The sequence below is a fragment of the Rhizobium sp. NZLR11 genome (assembly GCF_019685115.1).
Classification (GTDB): Bacteria; Pseudomonadota; Alphaproteobacteria; order Rhizobiales; family Rhizobiaceae; genus Rhizobium.
The window spans coordinates 330,146-347,194 of the sequence record NZ_JABDWD010000002.1 but is presented as its reverse complement, the minus strand read 5'-3'; the positions used below and the strand labels follow the sequence as shown (position 1 = coordinate 347,194).

Annotated in this window: 19 protein-coding genes and 1 pseudogene; 3 read left to right on the top strand and 17 right to left on the bottom strand. The window is 58.8% G+C overall.

Annotated features, from left to right (window positions below):
* Nucleotides 1-2: 2 nt before the first annotated feature.
* The 9 genes from HJB83_RS05460 to HJB83_RS05420 all read right to left on the bottom strand — a co-directional run bounded on the left by HJB83_RS05460 (nt 3) and on the right by HJB83_RS05420 (nt 7,575).
* Entirely contained in the window at nt 3-575 is a 573-nt protein-coding gene (locus HJB83_RS05460; RefSeq protein ID WP_207584912.1) for a L,D-transpeptidase, read from the bottom strand.
* Nucleotides 572-1,714 (bottom strand): pilus assembly protein, encoded by a 1,143-nt coding sequence (locus tag HJB83_RS05455; RefSeq protein WP_207584913.1) that lies wholly within the window; start codon nt 1,712-1,714, stop codon nt 572-574. The genes HJB83_RS05460 and HJB83_RS05455 overlap by 4 nt, the downstream gene beginning before the upstream one ends.
* A gap of 26 nt (nt 1,715-1,740) precedes the next feature.
* Nucleotides 1,741-2,364, bottom strand: coding sequence for a TadE/TadG family type IV pilus assembly protein (locus tag HJB83_RS05450; RefSeq protein ID WP_207584914.1), 624 nt, complete (start codon nt 2,362-2,364; stop codon nt 1,741-1,743).
* Nucleotides 2,358-2,837, bottom strand: a complete 480-nt coding sequence (locus HJB83_RS05445; RefSeq protein WP_207584915.1) for a TadE/TadG family type IV pilus assembly protein — start codon at nt 2,835-2,837, stop codon at nt 2,358-2,360. The genes HJB83_RS05450 and HJB83_RS05445 overlap by 7 nt, the downstream gene beginning before the upstream one ends.
* The gene (locus tag HJB83_RS05440) at nt 2,834-4,438 is read right to left on the bottom strand and encodes a TadE/TadG family type IV pilus assembly protein (protein ID WP_207584916.1); all 1,605 of its coding nucleotides are present in this window, start codon (nt 4,436-4,438) and stop codon (nt 2,834-2,836) included. The genes HJB83_RS05445 and HJB83_RS05440 overlap by 4 nt, the downstream gene beginning before the upstream one ends.
* A gap of 92 nt (nt 4,439-4,530) precedes the next feature.
* Nucleotides 4,531-4,839: a hypothetical protein gene (locus HJB83_RS05435; protein WP_207584917.1), complete on the bottom strand. Its 309-nt coding sequence runs from the start codon at nt 4,837-4,839 to the stop codon at nt 4,531-4,533.
* A complete protein-coding gene (locus HJB83_RS05430) occupies nt 4,820-6,307 on the bottom strand; it encodes a type II and III secretion system protein family protein (RefSeq protein ID WP_207584918.1) in 1,488 nt (495 codons plus the stop codon). Before HJB83_RS05430 ends, HJB83_RS05435 begins: the two co-directional genes overlap by 20 nt.
* A 55-nt stretch (nt 6,308-6,362) precedes the next feature.
* Entirely contained in the window at nt 6,363-7,280 is a 918-nt protein-coding gene (cpaB, locus tag HJB83_RS05425; RefSeq protein WP_207584919.1) for a Flp pilus assembly protein CpaB, read from the bottom strand.
* Between the two features lie 97 nt (nt 7,281-7,377).
* The gene (locus HJB83_RS05420) at nt 7,378-7,575 is read right to left on the bottom strand and encodes a Flp family type IVb pilin (protein ID WP_207584920.1); all 198 of its coding nucleotides are present in this window, start codon (nt 7,573-7,575) and stop codon (nt 7,378-7,380) included.
* Nucleotides 7,576-7,831: 256 nt separating this feature from the next.
* On the opposite strand from HJB83_RS05420, the gene HJB83_RS05415 reads away from it, so the two are divergent.
* The gene (locus HJB83_RS05415) at nt 7,832-8,368 is read left to right on the top strand and encodes a prepilin peptidase (protein WP_207584921.1); all 537 of its coding nucleotides are present in this window, start codon (nt 7,832-7,834) and stop codon (nt 8,366-8,368) included.
* 99 nt (nt 8,369-8,467) lie between these two features.
* Nucleotides 8,468-8,766, top strand: a pseudogene (locus HJB83_RS05410) (dihydrolipoyl dehydrogenase); the annotation flags it as partial.
* Nucleotides 8,767-8,849: 83 nt separating this feature from the next.
* Here the strand turns inward: HJB83_RS05410 and HJB83_RS05405 are convergent.
* The 7 genes from HJB83_RS05405 to HJB83_RS05375 all read right to left on the bottom strand — a co-directional run bounded on the left by HJB83_RS05405 (nt 8,850) and on the right by HJB83_RS05375 (nt 15,509).
* A complete protein-coding gene (locus HJB83_RS05405; RefSeq protein ID WP_221131382.1) occupies nt 8,850-9,671 on the bottom strand; it encodes an Ig-like domain-containing protein in 822 nt (273 codons plus the stop codon).
* Between the two features lie 502 nt (nt 9,672-10,173).
* Nucleotides 10,174-10,458 (bottom strand): MurR/RpiR family transcriptional regulator, encoded by a 285-nt coding sequence (locus HJB83_RS05400; protein ID WP_207584923.1) that lies wholly within the window; start codon nt 10,456-10,458, stop codon nt 10,174-10,176.
* Between the two features lie 139 nt (nt 10,459-10,597).
* Complete coding sequence (gene iolG, locus HJB83_RS05395; protein ID WP_221131381.1) at nt 10,598-11,590, bottom strand: inositol 2-dehydrogenase; 993 nt, start codon at nt 11,588-11,590, stop codon at nt 10,598-10,600.
* A 42-nt stretch (nt 11,591-11,632) separates the two neighbouring features.
* On the bottom strand, nt 11,633-12,436 hold the full coding sequence (locus HJB83_RS05390) for a TIM barrel protein (protein WP_221131380.1): 804 nt from the start codon (nt 12,434-12,436) through the stop codon (nt 11,633-11,635).
* A gap of 81 nt (nt 12,437-12,517) precedes the next feature.
* A complete protein-coding gene (locus HJB83_RS05385) occupies nt 12,518-13,312 on the bottom strand; it encodes an ATP-binding cassette domain-containing protein (protein WP_207584926.1) in 795 nt (264 codons plus the stop codon).
* A 2-nt stretch (nt 13,313-13,314) separates the two neighbouring features.
* Nucleotides 13,315-14,436, bottom strand: coding sequence for an ABC transporter permease (locus tag HJB83_RS05380; protein ID WP_221114948.1), 1,122 nt, complete (start codon nt 14,434-14,436; stop codon nt 13,315-13,317).
* 125 nt (nt 14,437-14,561) lie between these two features.
* Nucleotides 14,562-15,509 (bottom strand): sugar ABC transporter substrate-binding protein, encoded by a 948-nt coding sequence (locus HJB83_RS05375; protein ID WP_221114947.1) that lies wholly within the window; start codon nt 15,507-15,509, stop codon nt 14,562-14,564.
* A gap of 171 nt (nt 15,510-15,680) precedes the next feature.
* Between HJB83_RS05375 and HJB83_RS05370 the strand changes: the two genes are divergently transcribed.
* Nucleotides 15,681-16,676 carry a LacI family DNA-binding transcriptional regulator gene (locus tag HJB83_RS05370; protein WP_207585173.1) on the top strand — a complete coding sequence of 332 codons (996 nt, stop codon included), beginning with the start codon at nt 15,681-15,683 and terminating at the stop codon, nt 16,674-16,676.
* Nucleotides 16,677-16,742: 66 nt separating this feature from the next.
* Here HJB83_RS05370 and HJB83_RS05365 read toward each other — a convergent pair whose 3' ends face one another.
* On the bottom strand, nt 16,743-16,970 hold the full coding sequence (locus HJB83_RS05365) for a LysR substrate-binding domain-containing protein (protein ID WP_405049165.1): 228 nt from the start codon (nt 16,968-16,970) through the stop codon (nt 16,743-16,745).
* Nucleotides 16,971-17,049 lie beyond the last annotated feature (79 nt).

Genomic DNA, 17,049 nt, shown 5'->3' with positions numbered 1-17,049 from the left:
AACTATTTAACAATGACCGTGGAACCGACTTTCACCCTCTCATAGAGATCGATGACGTCGGCATTGCTCATGCGAAAACAGCCCGATGATGCGAAACCGCCGACCGTCGACTGCTCATTCGTTCCATGAATGCGGTAGAGCGTGTCGGTCCTGTCCTTGTAGAGATAGATCCCGCGAGCGCCCAATGGATTAAGCGGCCCGGCAGGCACCATGTCCGGAAGTCCGGCTGCGCGCGCCTTCATCTCGGCAGGCGGGCGCCAGTCAGGCCACTCAGCCTTGCGTCCAACCTTGACGGTCCCGCTCCAACGAAATCCGTCTCGTCCCACTCCGATTTTGTAACGGATCGCGCGTCCATCGGAGATGACGAGATCCAGCGTACGGTTCGCGGTGACGATGACGATTGTCCCAGCCGCATAGTTCTTTTCGATCGCCACCACGGCGCTTGTCGTCGGCCCAAGGCTTCGTGGCACAAGCCCGGCTGCCGCGGCATCCCCGGCAACGGCCAGAATTGCCAAAACCACAAGGCCGACATGGGCGGCGCAGGACCTCATGCGCCCACTGTCGATCGCCTTCATCGCACCAGTGCTCCGAGTTTGCCGACCGCGGTGCAGAAGCGCGCCCGGGAATTCACTTGAAATGGCAGCACGCCGCGGTTGGCCGCCTCGCTCAAGGTATCCCAGTCATCCGCAATGACATGCGTTGGGATATCCTTGAATATCTTCTCCGTTTGTTGTCGGCGCACGCCGAGGCCGAAAAGCTTGGCGCGGTATTTGTTGATGACGATGAATATCTGCGCCGAACTGCCTCGCAGCCGTACCAGATTGGCAAACAAATCCTTGGCTTGAGAAAGCGCGGGGACCGTCATTTCGGTGACGATGCAGATGCTGTTGACCGATGTGAGCACATCATATTTCCACGGCGTGTCATAATAGGGAATGTCGATTATCGTGTGGTCGCTCTCGAAGGCGGCCACGTCGAGCATACGCAGCACGAGTTCACCGCCCTTCGGCGCCAGAAGGACTGATGGCTGCTTGAAGGACAGCAGTGAAAAGCCACCCGAATGACGCTTTCTGACCAAATCGATGAATTCCAGATCGACCCGGGAAGGATTGGCGATGACCGGTTTCAAGTCGTAGTCGTTGACAAGGTTAAGATAATAGCCAAGCGTCCCGGCGCAAAAATCCGTGTCGAACAAGTCAACCCGGGGATTGGAATTCTTGGTCGGCTGGGCCAGCACATGCGCGAGCGATGAAGCAATCATGCTGGCGCCGGCACCACCGACGGCTGAGACCACGGCATGCACCCGGCTGTCGCTCGCCCCAGTGCCTGGCGCATGGGTCGAAATCATGTCGATGAGTGCGCGCCGCTCGAGTGGTTTCTTCAGCCAGTCGTTGCCGTTCAGGCGGAAGAGCAGCCGCAGCATGTCGTCCGGCAAATCTTCGGAAACGACAACGAGCGGGATGTCCCGATAGCTGGTGCGAAACGCGGAGAGCTCCGGATGGTGCAGCAATTCACCGTTGTCGACGTCGAGAACGATCAGGTTAAATTGCGTCGGATCGAACCGGCCCTTTTCACCGAGCGCCTTCAGTGCCAGATGGCGGACATCATAACGCGAAAGCGACCCGAACGTATCGAGCATGAAGCTCGCTGCAGCCGCGTCGTCGGAGAGGACCAGGATCTTGGTGGATGCAGCAATGTTCATGTGAGCTGTCATTTCGCTTTCCTACGCGTGATAAGAAGTCAGCAGGTTGAACAGGTCTTTAGATCTTCCGTCGTGATCGTCACCGGATGGGCCGGGATGGTGATGTCGTTAAGTCCTAACAACCCGCCGAGGATCGGCAGATCGAAGGTGATGTTGCGCACCTCCAGCCGCATCGTCAGCACGGGCCCGTCCGGGCGGCCCCAATAGCCGAGCCCCGATCGCTGGTAGGTGACCATCAGATTCTGCGGCTGGATGCGCCAGTTGAGGTCGCAAATGCCGGGGTGAGGATCGGTTCCCGCTTGGCAAACGCCGTCGCTTCCCAGGACAATTCGGTTCAATGCAGCCGTGCAGTTCGCAAGAGCCGGTCCGCAGGTCGAGGATATCGTTGCATTGTTCGGCGCCGCTTTGCCGTTGTTGAGTGGATCGGCAGCTTCGATCGGGAAGGTGGCATTGAAATTCGTTGTCAACGGATCGGATACCGCCGCCAAACGGGCACCATATTGCAGTGCCTTGACCGTCTGATTCCACTGCGACATGGCATAGCCGAACTCGATGAAGGCGGCGAATACCAGCATGACGATCGGAAAGGTAAGCAATGCTTCGACAAGGCTGACACCACTGCTATCCTGCCAGAATGACTTGATTGCCCGAAAGGTCACCATCCGATGTATCTTTCCTCATGGAAGGAATTGATAGTGATGGCTCCGATTCCCAGAAAGCCGAACACGGGCGATGTCTGGTAGAGATGAGCAGTGGAAACGGTGATGTTCCCGTCCGCATCGGGTGCAGTGATGGTGATGTCGGCAGGGTCGTTCCAGCCGGGTACACGGGGCTTGGCGTCTGCCGTGGGTGTCTGCGTTCCGTAAAAGGCGATCGTCTTCGCAGTCGACTGATTGCATGTCGGAACGTAGGTTCCCGACACCGGTCGGCATCGCGAAAGGTAGCGCCCCGCATCGCGCAAGCCAGCGTCGATCTGCATACGCTCCCAGAAGATGCTGCCAAACTCCAGGACCCCGGCCGCAAAGAGCGTCACAAAGGGGATTGCGAGCAGCGCTTCGGCCAGCACCGCGCCTTCCTCCCGCCGCCAGAAGCCGAGACAAAGCCGATGCCAGATAAAATTGCGGAGCGCCATCATCTGACAAGCTCCGCTTCTTCCCGCAGGAATTCGTCCAGCGTACCGCGACCACCTTTGCCGGTGATATCGATCATCTCCAGGGAAAGGTATCGTTCGCCGGCATCCTTTATCGCCGGCTTGGTCAGGAACATGCGCGCGAAAGCCACGGCGCGCGTGGCCTTGTGACCGTTTAAATGGCCGACCGAGGCTTCGTAGCCACAATTGACGATGGCCGAGAAGATCTCGCGGCGATCACCATACTCGGCCGCCGTATAGTTCGAAAGATCCGGGCCGCTATAGCACTGTCCGCCAGTTGCCGGTGTTCCGGTCTCACCATTCGCCGAGGCATGGTTGATGAGAGACGGGCTTGCAAGCTCGTAACGATAAACATCGTAAGCGGAGGGTTGGCCTGGTGTTCCGGTCGCCTGCGCGGGATAACTGGAGTAGTTGCTGAGGATCGTGCCCACCGAGGGCGCTGTCGTTCCCTGCGCGACGTTCCAGTATGTCGTGTATTTCCAATTGTTGCCGCTGCTGATCTTGCCGCCGGAAAGCGAGGTCATGGCCGCTCCGTAGCCTAGCGGCAGAGCCTTGGTCGCATCGCCGACAACGGCTCCGACCATGACTGGATTGTAGGTATCGCAACCCTTCTTTGCCTTACCGGTGATTGTCTGAGCCGAGCGTATGTTTGGGGCAGGTCGGTAACGATAGTCACCGTTCGTCTTGTTGAACGATGAGGAGTAATAGCCGAAGCGCGTATTCACGCCGTCCTCGACGGGCCCCGCCTTTGCGCCGGTCTCCGTATCGAGGCTGTCCTGTGTATAGCAGGTACCGGGATTGCCGGTGGCAAGAGCCTCCGCCAGCACAGACGCACCGTTGCCCAAGGGGGTCCGGAGGAACCCGAAATTGCCGGGACCGGGACTGGACGCCGAGGTGCTGTGAAGCTCGATCTGTCGCCCGTAGAGATTGCCGGCCGCAAAATTGGTGTGCAAGGCCGCCGCTGCAACGTCGCTGGCGCTTTCGCTCGTGTTCCCCGCCGGCTCGAACGGATTGCAGATAAAGATCGGCGTGACGTCGCAGGCGCTGGCGTGGTAGACCGCCACGGCGTCGGCAGCGATGTTGATCGTATTGCGGGTGAAGCCAACCGGGATCGGAAAGATCGTCTGCATCGCCTGCGGCTTGGCGATGACCCAGGCATAGGAAGCTTCGCTGGCCGCTGTGGTTTCCATCGAAGACGGGATGGGCGTATCGTCGTTGGCCGGGATGCTCTTCAGAAAAAGCACTTCAACCGTGCTCCCGGCATCGTTTCCGGCGTCATAGGCCACAGTAATATGCGAGCCAAGCGACATGCCGGTCCCGCCCCCGGAAAAAGCCGCGTCATTGGCGATTTTCTCGATCGCGGTCTGCGCCCTCGAAATGGCATCATCGCGGCCATCGAGCTCGCGGGCTCCGGCCAACGCCATCGCATCGACCGCGTTCTGGAGATCGGTATGCAGGTTACCGCTGCGGCCGACATCGATGACCAGCAGCGAAAAACCGAGAAGCATTGGCATGGCGATGAGCGTCAAGGCGATGACATAGCCGCGATGATCGTTCCAGAACCGTCTGACAACCCTACTCAGCATTGGCACACCCCCATCACGGCGCTATCGCCGTGACCACCCTGTCTTGTGCATTTTCCCTTCCGGCGCTGCCGCCGTTCATGCCCTTCAAATATCTACTGGCTGACGGTCGCCCCATTCGACGTCCCATCAGCCCCCATGGCCGGCGACGGCTGAATAACGCCCGCGCCGCCGTTCTGGTACTGAGTGACCACCCTGCGGATCACCTTGCCGTCGCTTGCGATCCGGGTTCGCTGGGCTTCCGGCGGGAAGGGGTCCTCGGTGTGGATGGCTTTGTTTGCTTCCATGGCGTTCCCCGCCCCGAAGGTGATCGTGTCGCGATGGTTCATGTAGTCGGCGCAGCCGGAAGCGAGGCCGGTGGCGGCAAGGATGAGAAGGACGCGCTTAGCGTTTTGTAAGAACAACTTGGCCTCCCTGGTTCAGGTCGAGACGATGGCCGTAAGGCCCGGTCACACCTACGCCATTGCGAAAGCGTCGGAGCATGTCCTTGTCGACTTCCAAGACGCCGAGTGCGAAAAGCTCGACGTCGTTAGACGAACGCGTCTGATCGAGCGGACTGTAGAGGTCCTCACCCGGGCGGGCCGGTCGCACAATGTGCGGGGTGACGACGATAACGAGGTCGGATTCCTTCTTCTGGAAACTCGTCGAACGGAACAGTGCGCCGAGGATCGGTATCTTCCCGAGGCCCGGCAACTGCTGGATGTCCTTGGCATTGATCGACTGCAGCAGGCCCGCCATGGCAAAGCTCTGGCCGTCGCGAAGCGCTACCGTGGTGCTGGCAGCGCGCGAGATGAATCCCGGATTGCCGTTGACGTTGATCGATGGATCAAGCTCGGAAACCTCAGGCTCGATCTCCAAATTGATGACGCCGTCGTCAAGAACCACCGGCTTGAAGGTCAGCCGCACACCGAAGGGGCGATAGTCCGTCTCGGTGGCCACCGTCGTGCCGTTGTTCGTCGTCTTTAGGATCGGCACTTCACCGCCGGCATGGAAGCTGGCGGTCGAGCCGCTCATTGCGATGAGGTTCGGCTGAGCCAGGCGACGCACCAATCCCTTCTGCTCGAGCGCGTTGATGACCACGTCGATGCGGCCGCCCGAGATTTCCAGCACTTTGGCGATCAACTGGCCGAAGGGCAGCATACCCGTTGCCGCACCCTTGGGGTCAACGAGGGTACGGGCCAGGCTACCGTCATCGTTCACGCCGATACCCTGGCTGGTCGTTGCCTTGCCGATGCCGTTGTTGCCGCGCCCGGACCACCCGATCCCGAGGTCACGACCCGTCTGGCGTGAGGCTTCAATGATACGGACCTCCAGCATCACCTGCTGGCTGTCACTGACGCGCAACTGATTGAGCACCGGCTGGTCGGAATAGGACTGGGCGATTTCCATCACCCGCTGCAATTCGATGCCGTCACGGACCATGCCTGTCAGGCGAATGCGGTCGTTGGAGTTGACCACCCTGACCTGGGCCGAAGGCGCGGCAGAGCGAATGGCGGCGGCGACTTCGCTGAAATCGCTGGCGACGCGGATGTCGATGACGCCGAGAAGCGACTTGTCGTCGCCATAGACCGAGATATTGGTGGCGCCGGTCTTCTTGCCGCGGATGAACAGCGACCGGTCGGAAAGCGGCACCACGTCGATCATATCGGCGCTGCCGATGACGAGATCGCCGAAGGGCTGGCCGGTATTGAGCGTCAGCGTCTCATTCGGAGGTAACGTCACATGCTGGACCGATTTGCCCAGCGTGACAAACTTTTCCTGTGCGCTGGCGCAGCGGACAAATCCGGGCACTAAACACACACAGGCCGAAAACACTGCCGCCAGTGCCGCAAGGCTTTTCGTCCTTGCGATTCTTCTCTTGCCGTTCGCCATGCCTGCTTTAGCCCCCTCATTCTGCTAACCGCACCTGCGGCATGCCGCCTAAATATCACTGGACCAGGCCGACTCTGTGCTCCTCGCGCTTCGTCGTGTTCCAGACCCCCACTGTCACCCACTTCGGCTCGACCGCCAACACCGGCTCGACCTTTTGCTCCACAATCTGCACTTGTTTTTCAGGTTCTGGCAACTTGATATTTTCCAAATCCTTACCTAGCTCCGTCGCCATCGGCCCGCCACCGAGGTCGGCAACGGTGATCGGCCGGGTTTGTTCGATAGAGGAAGAGGCAACATTGCGAAGCGCCAGCGAGAGCGTGCCGATACTGGAGCCGAGGGTAAGACGCTGCGCCTCATCGGTCGTGACCTCGAAGGTGACGGTTTTGACGACGGATGGCTCGTCCTTGCGCTCGTCGGCCGTCTGGTCCACCGCTAGCACCTTGACGCCTTGCAGCAGCACGTCAACGAAGGTCTGATCGTTGCCTGCCGGCCCGCGCACGACCCGGGTCAGAAGCACGTCGACGCGATCGGAGGGCCTTACGAAGCCGGCCACGCCGAGCACGTCGTTGACGCGGATGGAAACCGCTTTCATGCCCTGGTCGAGCACCGCCGACAGTGTGGCGCGTTCGCCGGTACCCGTGATTTTCGAGGATAGCACCGGCTCGCCAGGGTCAATCGCCGCCATGGCATAATGCGGCTGGGCATCGTTGCCAACGACCGCCTCGATGCTGACGAACGAGCCTGTAGGTGTTTCGTTTGAGGGCCACGGAATGGCCTTGAGATTTTCGGACCGGATTCGGTCGCCGAAGCGCATTGCCTTGGCGGCGACGACAAGTGTCCTTTCCTCGGCCGTCGTGCCGTTCATCGCCAGCAGCCGGGCCTTCTGATCAGAGAGATACTCGCGCATGCCGAAAACTGCGACTGCCGCCAGCACAAATGCAATAACCAAACTAAAAATGGTTGAAGAACGCATCGCGGTTACTCGCTACACTGGACGGAATACATCCATCCATTGATGCTAATTTAGGAGAGAGGGGTTAACAAAAACCCCTCGCTTCTTCGAACGCCAATCAGGCAGCCGGGACGGTCAGATTGGTGGTGAACCACCCGGCCCATCCCGTCCAAACGGCAGCCAGATTGGTGCCGGCCAACGTCACCGCCGTGATCACGCCGCCAACCAGCAGGGCAAGCAGAATGAGGTATTCAGTGAGTGCGACGCCATCTTCTTCCCGCGCGAAAGCGCGTACGCTATTTACAAATGCTTTCATCGAGAATTTCCTCCAGATAAGTTGTGCGCCGTAATCCCCCGGCTGCCTTGTCGTCGAGACCGCCCCTGCGACTAGGAATATTAATAATCTGTTAATTCTAATTTAGTCAATCGTTTTATACTTTGACGAAATTGGAACTATACTTATAGTTAAGACTAAAAAGTAATAGCTGGTCGTAAAACGAGAGTAATTTTCCAGCATGCAGTGAAACACAAACTCACGTTGTAGATTATCATAGCCCAAAAGGTTAAGTACTATGCTGCAGGCATCCGACTTTATTAGTTCGCTCTCAGTATTTATTTTTCTCTACGCCGCCTGGACCGATTTCCGCACATGGAAGATCCCCAACACGCTCGTGCTTGCACTCGTGACACTTTATGCGCTGCGCGCGGTGGCCGTGATGCTTGGCTCCGAGGATGTCGGCGCTACGCTGTTTGCGTCGAGCGGAATCGGCGGCGATGTAGGGGCCGGTCTGCTGATGTTTATGCTTGGGGTGGTGCTCTGGGCGTTCCGGCTGTTTGGAGCAGGAGACGCCAAGCTTTTCATGCCGATCGGCCTTTTTGTCGGATGGCACGGAATGCTGCCGTTTTCGCTTTTGCTCCTCGTCCTCGGCATCGTGACGCTCCTGATCCTGCGGCTGCCTGTGCCGCTGCGCGTCGCACATCTCGCCTTTTTCATGCGCATCGAGGAAATCCGGGCAAGTCGGAAGGTGCCTTACGGCGTCGTCATGGTTTTCGCCATGCTCCTCACCTTGGCTTTGCCGCCCATCCGAGAGCAACTGCAGCTGCGGTGACCTGGCATCGACATAGCTTCCTCGCAAGAGCACCATGCCAAAGCGCTCAACTTTGGTGGTGGGCGGATGTTAGGGGCAATGGCATTGCGGGGAATTGGTCGGGCGCAAGGCCGTGAAATCCGCACGGGCCAGTTTCCGTTCAGCGCCAACGGACGGGCGATGACGATGCTGTCGGAGGAGGGCTTCGTGCGCGTCGTCGCCCGCGCCGACACCAATCTCGTTCTCGGCCTGCAGGCGGTGGGAGCAGGGGTCTCCGAACTCTCGGCGGCCTTTGCGCTGGCGATCGAAATGGGTGCGCGCCTGGAAGATATTGCCGGCACCATCCACGCCCATCCGACCCGCAGTGAAGCAGTCATGGAGGCGGCGCTGAAAGCTTTGGAAGCGCTTTGCATATTTGACGAGGAGCAGGCGATGATGAGTGGTTATTGCCAAGCGAACGCCTGTTGGTGCGGATCGCGCGAAGCCGCCTCTCTGTCAATGGTCAGACCAGGACGGTGAAGTTGTCAAATGCGAGCTGCGGAAAGCCGGTAGGCTCTACGTCAGGCTGAATATCGAAGCGGACGAAGTCGACTGCTCCGAGGGCCTCCAATGAGATATGCTGGCCGTCGGCAATCGTGTCTCCATAGACCGTAACGGCCATCTCGCTCACCTTGTTGCCACCGATATAACCCTCAAAGGTTACAAGGGCGTCGACCCCTTCGTAACCAGGGTCGAAATTGGTCGCGACGTCGACGCCCTCTATCGTGAAGAGCTTGCCGTCAGCGTGATTGAAAAAGGGATTGTAGGGATTGCTGACGACGTACTCGTTGCCGTTGGCTTCGGCGACCTCCCAGAGATTGCCGTCAAGTTTGTCGCCAAATTTGAAGCCTGCATAGCCCGAGGCGATATCGGGCTGCCCGGGATATTCCCTGGGGGCGTTTTCGAAATCGATAGAGTACATCCCTTGCGGCGGGGCGTTGACGGCGATGTGGAGATTGCTGACGTCAGTACCGCCATTTCCATCGGAGGTCTTGAATGAAAAATTCTCCGAAAATACGCCACCAGGCTCGACGCTTGCCGGGTCGTTGACGTTGTAAGCATAGCTGCCGTTGCTCCAAATCGTCAGCGTTCCGTGCTCGCCCGCTACCGTAAGATATCCGGGCTCACCGGCTTTGCTGGGGATTCTCATGCCGTTGACGAACTGAACTTGAAGCAGATCGCCATCTGCGTCCGAAGCGCTTTCGAGCAGGTTACCTTCGACGGCTTCCGTTGGGGAGTAGTCGTGGATCGACACGCTGGGCACGGTTGGTTTGTGATTTGCCATGGCTCGCCTCCCTGAAGATGAGCGTGGAAAGGATGTCGGGCGGCGACCCGAACGCCCCAAATAAACTTTCTACTCCACTTTGAGTCAAGCAAACAAACTACACGCTGCAAGGGAATTGGTGCGCGGACCGTCGCTGCGACTGCAAACTTGCAGCGATTAAGAAGGGACGCGCAACCGGAGGGAACCTTTGTCAAAGCCGATTAGCGGCGCGACACCGCCAATTGACCAGCACGTCGAGAGGCGAGACTGTCGCATCTCTAACTGGCCCAACTGTCGCATTACTAAATAGCTCCTACAAAAGAAAGTGGCGTAAGGGTTATTATGGAACAATAAGATGTCATCTGATTACAATCACATACCATTGTCATCCATCTCAACGTCCCACTCTTTTAAAGTTGCCGTTCTGCATGCCGATCGCTCTCAACTCCGCAACGAACGGCGATTGGCGGCTTCTATTGATCAACCCAGCCCGGGATAGTCGCGCAAGTTTTCGATCTCCGAGTCACCTGTGAGTGATGGCAGCCTTCCGAACATGATTTCTCATCATCGACCGCAATTCGGCGAATGTCTGCAGTCCACAGTGCTGAGCCAAGCGCAAAACGGTTGTCTGAGATACCTTGCAACTGCGCGCGATCGCTGCCGCGCTTTCGAAAGCGACCATCTCCGGTCGTTCAATGATTTGTCTGGCAACCTGCTCAAGTCGATCGGGAAAGACAATCTGACGCCTCGCGATCAGCGATTTCAACTCCTCCAATGTCTGAGGAGGACCAACGTTAGCCTGCTTCATTGGCTTCTGCCTCCTGAAGGTCGCTATCTAGGATCTGCCGGTCATGCGTAGCATCCGACGATCTGCAAAGGTTAGCCGGTGCGTCGGGTGCGAACCGATAACGCGTGAAGCACTATTGGTTCGCACCCGTTCCCTTCCATCAATCGACCGTCACCGGTTTGCCGGTCTGCCAGCTTTTGGTTGCGGCTTCCGCGAGTTTCTGAGCTTGCAATCCGTCAAACCCGCTCGGCCGCGGCGACCGATGGCCATTGTCGATTGCGTCGATGAAGGCATTGATCTCGTTGGCGTAGGCCTGCGCGTAGCGCTCAAGGAAGAAATATTGGACGGGATCGCCGCTGACACCGCTTGCGTTGGAAAGCTCCACACTGGTTGCCTGGATATTCCGCGCCGCAAGCATGCCGGCAGCGCCATGGACTTCGATGCGTTGATCGTAGCCATAGGTTGCCCGGCGCGAATTGGTGATGACAGCGATACGACCCGACGCCGTCTGCATCTGCACGGCGGCAGTATCCACATCACCTTCGGCCCCGATCGCCTTGTCGACGAGAGACGATCCAAGCGCGTTTACCACGACGAATTCCTCGCCCATGAGGAAGCGGGCCATATCGAAGTCGTGGATCATCATGTCGCGGAACAAGCCGCCGGAGGATTTGACGTATTCGGCTGGCGGCGGGGCGGGATCACGGCTGGTGATGGTGACGATTTCGATGTCGCCGACATCGCCGCGACGCAGCCGCGCCTCCACACTGGCAAAATTGGGATCGAAGCGGCGATTGAAGCCGATCATCAGCGTGGAATTGTTCTTCTCGACAAGGTCGAGGCAGGCATTGATGCGTTCGACCGACAAGGATACCGGCTTTTCGCAGAGGATCGCCTTGCCGGCCTTCGAGGCCGCCTCGATGAGATCGGCATGACTGGGCGTCGGCGTTGCTATGAGGATCGCATCCACCGCTGGAGACTTGATGATATCCTCCGCGTCAGCGACCTCGGCGCCCGTCTGGGCAGCAAGCGCCTCTGCCGTGGCCCTGAAAGCATCGGCCACATAAACGAGCTTTGCCTTCGGGTTCGCCGCGATGGTGGCGGCATGTACCTTGCCTATCCGGCCGGCGCCGATCACTCCAAACCTGATCATCGATATTTCTCCGTTATCTGTAAGCGTTAACTGTCGGATCGTTCAAACCGTGAAGGCATCGCGGAAGCGGTCGAGCGCCGCCTCATCGTCGCCGGACGCCCAGGCCTCCATACCGATGGCGCCGCGATAGCCCATGTCCTTGAGCGTGCGTGCGATCATCTTATAATTGACCTCGCCAGTCCCTGGCTCGCAGCGGCCGGGCACATCGGCCACCTGGATTTCGCCGATCCAAGGCAGGCATTTGCGGCAAAGCTCGATCAGGTTTCCCTCGCCAATCTGGGCATGGTAGAGATCGAGATTAAGGCGGAGCCGCGGATGATTGACACTCGAGACAAGCGCCAGCGTGTCTTCGGCGCGCCCGAACGGCACGCCCGGATGATCGACCGGCAGGTTGAGGTTCTCGAGCGTGAAGGTGACGCCTTCTTCTTCGGCCATCTCGACGACACGGTAGAGGGTGTCGCGCGCCTTCAACCACATGGCGCCGGTTACGACTTCGACCGGCTGGACCGGCAGGCCTCTATCTCCCAGGCCTGTGCCGTGCAGATTGAGCCTTTGCACGCCGAGCCGCTTACCGATCTGCGCCGTTTCACGTGCCGTCTTGAGAAGTTCGGCGGCACCTTCGTCGTCCGTCAGACGGCCGGCGAGATAGCCGTTCATGATCGTGAAGGTCGCGCCGGTTGCTTCCAACTTACTCAGATCGTGATCCGGCCAATTCCATAGACCAACGCCAAAGCCCATTTCCTTAAGGCGGGAGGCCCGCCACTCGATCGCCTTGTCGCGCCAGAGCATTTCCGCGCAGGCGGCGAGTGTAAACGTTGGCAAGTCATCTCGTGATCGATCGTTCATGATCGTGTTCCATCGTTATTGCGTGAATGAGAGGCGATTGCTTTTTTGCAACGGTCGAACCGCTTGTGGTGTGGCCGCGGTCTAGATCGTACCGCCGAGTTCCTCGGACAACTGCTGCAGCTCCTTGCCACCGGCCATCAGGTTCTGGAGTTCGTCCATGGCGATGTCCGCCTTTGCGTATGTGCCAAGCGTTTGACCGCGGTTGAGGATGGTGAAACGGTCGGCCACCGCATAGGCGTGGCGGACATTGTGGGTAATGAAGATGACGCCCAATCCTTTCTGCCGGACCTGATGGATGTATTTCAACACCATTGAGGTCTGCGCCACACCGAGCGCCGAGGTCGGTTCGTCCAGGATGAGGATCTTGGCGCCGAAATAGACGGCTCGTGCGATGGCCACGCACTGGCGTTCACCGCCGGAAAGCGTGCCGACGGCCTGGTTGGGATCGCGGATATCGATGCCGATCTTGCGCATTTCCTCGCGCGTGACATCATTGCAGTGATCGAAGTCGATGTGGCGGAATGGGAAGACGCCTCTACGAGGTTCCCGCCCCATGAAGAAATTGCGGGTGATCGACATCAGGGGGATCATCGCAAGATCCTGGTAGACGGTCGCGATCCCGGCATCGAGTGCATCCCTGGGGCTTCTGAAATCGACCGGCTTTCCCTCCACCCGGAACTCGCCGCCACTCGGGCGGACAACGCCGGATAGCGTCTTGATCAGCGTGGATTTGCCCGCGCCATTGTCTCCCAGAAGACAAAGCACCTCCCCGGCTGAGACCTGCATTGACACGCCGTTCAATGCGATCACCGAACCGTAGTGCTTGACGATATCGGCCACTTCGATGACCGGAGTTCGGATGTTGACGTCAACCATGATCAGCGCTCCCCAGTAACCTTGCGGCGAATGAAATTGTTGAAGAGCACGGCCAGCAACAGCATTGAGCCCAGGAACACCTGAAACCAGTCGGAGTCGAACTTGGTATAGGTCAGACCGATCGAAACCGAGCCGAAGATAATCGCACCGAAGAAGGCGCCGATCGCCGAGCCGTAGCCGCCGGTGAGCAAACACCCGCCGATAACGGCGGCGATGATGGCTTCGAATTCCTTCTGAAATCCGCGCCTGGCGTCGGTGGAACCAGCATCGAGTACGGTGATGATCGCAACGAGTGCCGCCGCACATGCCGTCAGCGCAAAGAGGCCGGTTTTAACCCTGTGGACCGGGACACCCGAGTTCCTCGCCGCATTGGGATCGCCGCCGGCCGCAAAGACCCAGTTGCCGGTGCGCGTACGCAATAAGACCCAGGTCGCCAGCAGGGCAAGGGCTGCAAACCACAAGACGGAAACCGGAACGCCCGTGACCTTCGGCACGCCATTGGGGAACTTGTCGATCAGATCATGATCCGCGAGCCATAGGAAGGCGCCCTTCAGGGCTTCGCCGGAGAAAATTCCAAGCAGCGGGCTGTCTTTGACATGGTCGCTGATGCCGCGGAGCTGTGTCGAGCCACCGGTCGCCCATTTCAGGCCGACGAGCGTCAGACCGCGGAGAATAAAGAGGAACGCCAGCGTCACGATAAAGGATGGCAGACGCGTATGGATCACGATCTGTCCGTTGATCGCGCCCATGAAGGCGGCGAAAAGCATCGTCATCACGATGGCGACCGACAATGGCTGACCGAAGTTGGTCAGGATGACACCAAAGACCAGTCCAGCGAACGCGACCATAGAACCGATCGAGAGATCGAACTCGCCGCCGATCATTAGAAGTGCGGCCGCGATGGCGAGGATCCCCAATTGGGAAGCCGGCGCCATGATCGTCATTACGCCCGAAAGCGAAAACATTGTGGGGTCTGCGGTGAGAAAGAAAAATACGATGACGAGCACCAGGCCGGCCACGGCTCCAAGCTCGGGCCGACGCATCAGTTGCGTCAGAAAGCCCACCTGCTTGATACGCTCATCGGCTTTCGGCGCGACCGCCGCTTTCTGCTCAAGCGAAGCCATGATTCCTCCCTGTGAATGTAATTTAGCGCTTCATCTGCGCTGCCTCGCAGCGCGTTCCATCAAACCAAAGCCCCTCCCCGATAACGGGGAGGAACTTCGGGGAGGATGCCTTTCGGCAATCTCGGTCAGCGGATCCCCTTAGCGGAAAGATCGACTACCTGAGCGGCCTTTTCTTTGGTGATCAGGTTCGGACCGGAGGGGACGTTGCCACCTGGGATGAGCCCGTATTTGGCGTAATTGGCCAGAAACACGACAGGCATATAACCCTGAAGGAATTGCTGCTGATCGATCGCGAAAGCGGCCTTGCCGTCTGCCACCGCCTTCAGAAAATCAGCCGAAAGGTCGAAGGTTGCCACCTTGATCTTGCCGGTCATGCCGACATCTTCGACGGCTGCCAAGGCCGGCTCACCAGCTGTGCTGGCGCCGAGCGCCATAACGGTATCGACGGTCGAGTTGGAACTCAGCGCTGCCTTGACCTTCGCCCGAACATCGGCCGGATCGTTGCTGACAGGAAGCACCGTGACTTTGCCGCCGAAACCATCGGCAAAGCCCTTGCAACGCAGATCGAGCGAAACATTGCCGACTTCCTGGTTCACGCACAGGCCTTCCTTGCCGCCGAGATCGTGGAGCTTTGCGCCGGCGGCTTTGCCGGCGGTATATTCGTCCTGACCGACATGCAGAAGCGCTCCCAACTCTTTCGAAACATCGGAGCCGGAATTGATTGAGATGACCGGGATCCCGGCAGCGACGGCTTTCTTAATGGAAGGACCGAGCGCCGAGGCGTCTGGAATGGAGACGATCAGCCCATCGGGTTTCTGATTGACGGCAGCATCGATAAGCTGCGCCATCGACACCATGTCGAAAGTTTCCGGAGCACGATATTCGACACTGGCACCCATGTCCTTGGCCGCCGCGCTCACGCCGTTCTTGACGACGGACCAGAATGGGTCGTTGGCCTGACCGTGAGTGACGGCAACGATGCGAATGTCGGCGGCAGTGGCAAGTGCCGAAGACCCGATGATCGCGGCCGCAAAGGCGGCGCCTGCGAAAAGTGATTTCAGACCAAATTTCATTTTACCCTCCCAAAACGATCCACCGGGTGGATCTTCCCAATGCTACCGGTTGCAACTCCATTTGCACCCGGTAGCAAGCGGAGCAAAATTACTTTATCCTCGACAAAAATCAAGCATCCATTCCATTTTTATTTTTTTGTGGAATATTCATTCCAATCAAGGAGGCGGCAAATGCGCAAGCGGGCGACAGCAAAAGAGGTGGCGGAAGCCGCTGGCGTATCGAAATGGACGGTCATCCGCGCCTTCACTTCCGGTGCGTCGATTACAGATGCCAGCCGACAGAAAGTGCTTCGGGCGGCAGAGGCTCTGAATTACTCACCCAACCTGCTTGCCCGCAGCCTTGCGACGAACATCACGCATCAGGTCGCCGTCTTCGTCGACGACTTCGCCAACCCACATAAGCTCCCCGTTCTGGAGATGCTGACCGAGCGTTTGCAGGCGGAGGGTCTGCTGACCGTCCTGATCAATATCAATCGCCATTTCGATCACATTCATGCGTTGATCAACGCCGATCAGCGCCAGTTCGACGCCGTCATTCTGTTCGGAACCGCCTTTCGTGAGGAAACGCTGGGTAGTCAACGGCTTGGCCCCGGTTTTCCGCCGATGTTCGTCCTTGCGCGCGATAGCCAAATCCCCGGCGTTCCCGCCGTCGCCTGCAATGCCGAACTCGCTCTCGGCGAAATTGTGAATTACCTGTTCGAGAGGGGGTATCGCCGTCCGGGCTTCATGACGGGAGGACAGACCCTGTCGACCGCGCTCGGCCGACGACATCACTATTTGAAATTCTGGCAGCGGAAGGGCGTCGAAGGCGTCGTCGAGCTGACTGCAGAGCGCTACAGCGCCGAGGCCGGGGCTAAGGTGGCGCGCGCCTATCTGAACGCCACCTCCCCCTCCTCGCGCATCGATGTGCTGATGTGCGAGAACGACATTCTGGCGCTCGGAGCAATGGATGTGGTCCGCAGCGAATTCGCGCTTCGCGTTCCACATGACCTGGCGATCGTCGGCTTCGACAATATCGAGCTCAGCGCCGCTCCCGCTTATCAACTGACGTCTTACGAGCAGCCTGCCGATGAGATGATTGACACCATGGTCGCAATGATCACGGGCAAGCGCGAAGCCGAAACGATTATTCTGCCTGGGCGTCTTGTGCCGAGATCATCGGCGTGAATTGCCCGCTAGCCCGCGAGCCTTTTTAACGGCATTCGGCGATGGCGCGATCGCGAATGAACATGCTCAGGCCGATGCCGAATATCTTTCGCGGTTGGGCCTCAGGAGATCGAGCAGCGCATCACTCTCCGGATCACGGGCTGCCTTCATCCAGGCCACCGCCAGCGGCAGTTTCGGCGTCGGTCGCCCGGCTTCCTCTTGCACCGGCAGAAAGAGAACCCCGGCAGAGGCAAGAGAGGATGTCCATCGTGGGACGACGGCGAGGCCGAGGCCGGCCGCAACCATGCTGACGATGGTTTGCTTTTCATCGGCGACCTGGGTGATATCACGGTGCAGGCCGGCTGCCGCAAACAGGAGCGCGCAGGCCTCAGCG

What these genes read in the sequence shown, in the direction of transcription:
- HJB83_RS05460 (WP_207584912.1), bottom strand. Translation starts at nt 575, where the DNA reads ATGAAGGCGATCGACAGTGGGCGCATGAGGTCCTGCGCCGCCCATGTC.
- HJB83_RS05455 (WP_207584913.1), bottom strand. Translation starts at nt 1,714, where the DNA reads ATGACAGCTCACATGAACATTGCTGCATCCACCAAGATCCTGGTCCTC.
- HJB83_RS05450 (WP_207584914.1), bottom strand. Translation starts at nt 2,364, where the DNA reads ATGGTGACCTTTCGGGCAATCAAGTCATTCTGGCAGGATAGCAGTGGT.
- HJB83_RS05445 (WP_207584915.1), bottom strand. Translation starts at nt 2,837, where the DNA reads ATGATGGCGCTCCGCAATTTTATCTGGCATCGGCTTTGTCTCGGCTTC.
- HJB83_RS05440 (WP_207584916.1), bottom strand. Translation starts at nt 4,438, where the DNA reads ATGCTGAGTAGGGTTGTCAGACGGTTCTGGAACGATCATCGCGGCTAT.
- HJB83_RS05430 (WP_207584918.1), bottom strand. Translation starts at nt 6,307, where the DNA reads ATGGCGAACGGCAAGAGAAGAATCGCAAGGACGAAAAGCCTTGCGGCA.
- cpaB (WP_207584919.1), bottom strand. Translation starts at nt 7,280, where the DNA reads ATGCGTTCTTCAACCATTTTTAGTTTGGTTATTGCATTTGTGCTGGCG.
- HJB83_RS05420 (WP_207584920.1), bottom strand. Translation starts at nt 7,575, where the DNA reads ATGAAAGCATTTGTAAATAGCGTACGCGCTTTCGCGCGGGAAGAAGAT.
- HJB83_RS05415 (WP_207584921.1), top strand. Translation starts at nt 7,832, where the DNA reads ATGCTGCAGGCATCCGACTTTATTAGTTCGCTCTCAGTATTTATTTTT.
- HJB83_RS05405 (WP_221131382.1), bottom strand. Translation starts at nt 9,671, where the DNA reads ATGGCAAATCACAAACCAACCGTGCCCAGCGTGTCGATCCACGACTAC.
- HJB83_RS05400 (WP_207584923.1), bottom strand. Translation starts at nt 10,458, where the DNA reads ATGAAGCAGGCTAACGTTGGTCCTCCTCAGACATTGGAGGAGTTGAAA.
- iolG (WP_221131381.1), bottom strand. Translation starts at nt 11,590, where the DNA reads ATGATCAGGTTTGGAGTGATCGGCGCCGGCCGGATAGGCAAGGTACAT.
- HJB83_RS05390 (WP_221131380.1), bottom strand. Translation starts at nt 12,436, where the DNA reads ATGAACGATCGATCACGAGATGACTTGCCAACGTTTACACTCGCCGCC.
- HJB83_RS05385 (WP_207584926.1), bottom strand. Translation starts at nt 13,312, where the DNA reads ATGGTTGACGTCAACATCCGAACTCCGGTCATCGAAGTGGCCGATATC.
- HJB83_RS05380 (WP_221114948.1), bottom strand. Translation starts at nt 14,436, where the DNA reads ATGGCTTCGCTTGAGCAGAAAGCGGCGGTCGCGCCGAAAGCCGATGAG.
- HJB83_RS05375 (WP_221114947.1), bottom strand. Translation starts at nt 15,509, where the DNA reads ATGAAATTTGGTCTGAAATCACTTTTCGCAGGCGCCGCCTTTGCGGCC.
- HJB83_RS05370 (WP_207585173.1), top strand. Translation starts at nt 15,681, where the DNA reads ATGCGCAAGCGGGCGACAGCAAAAGAGGTGGCGGAAGCCGCTGGCGTA.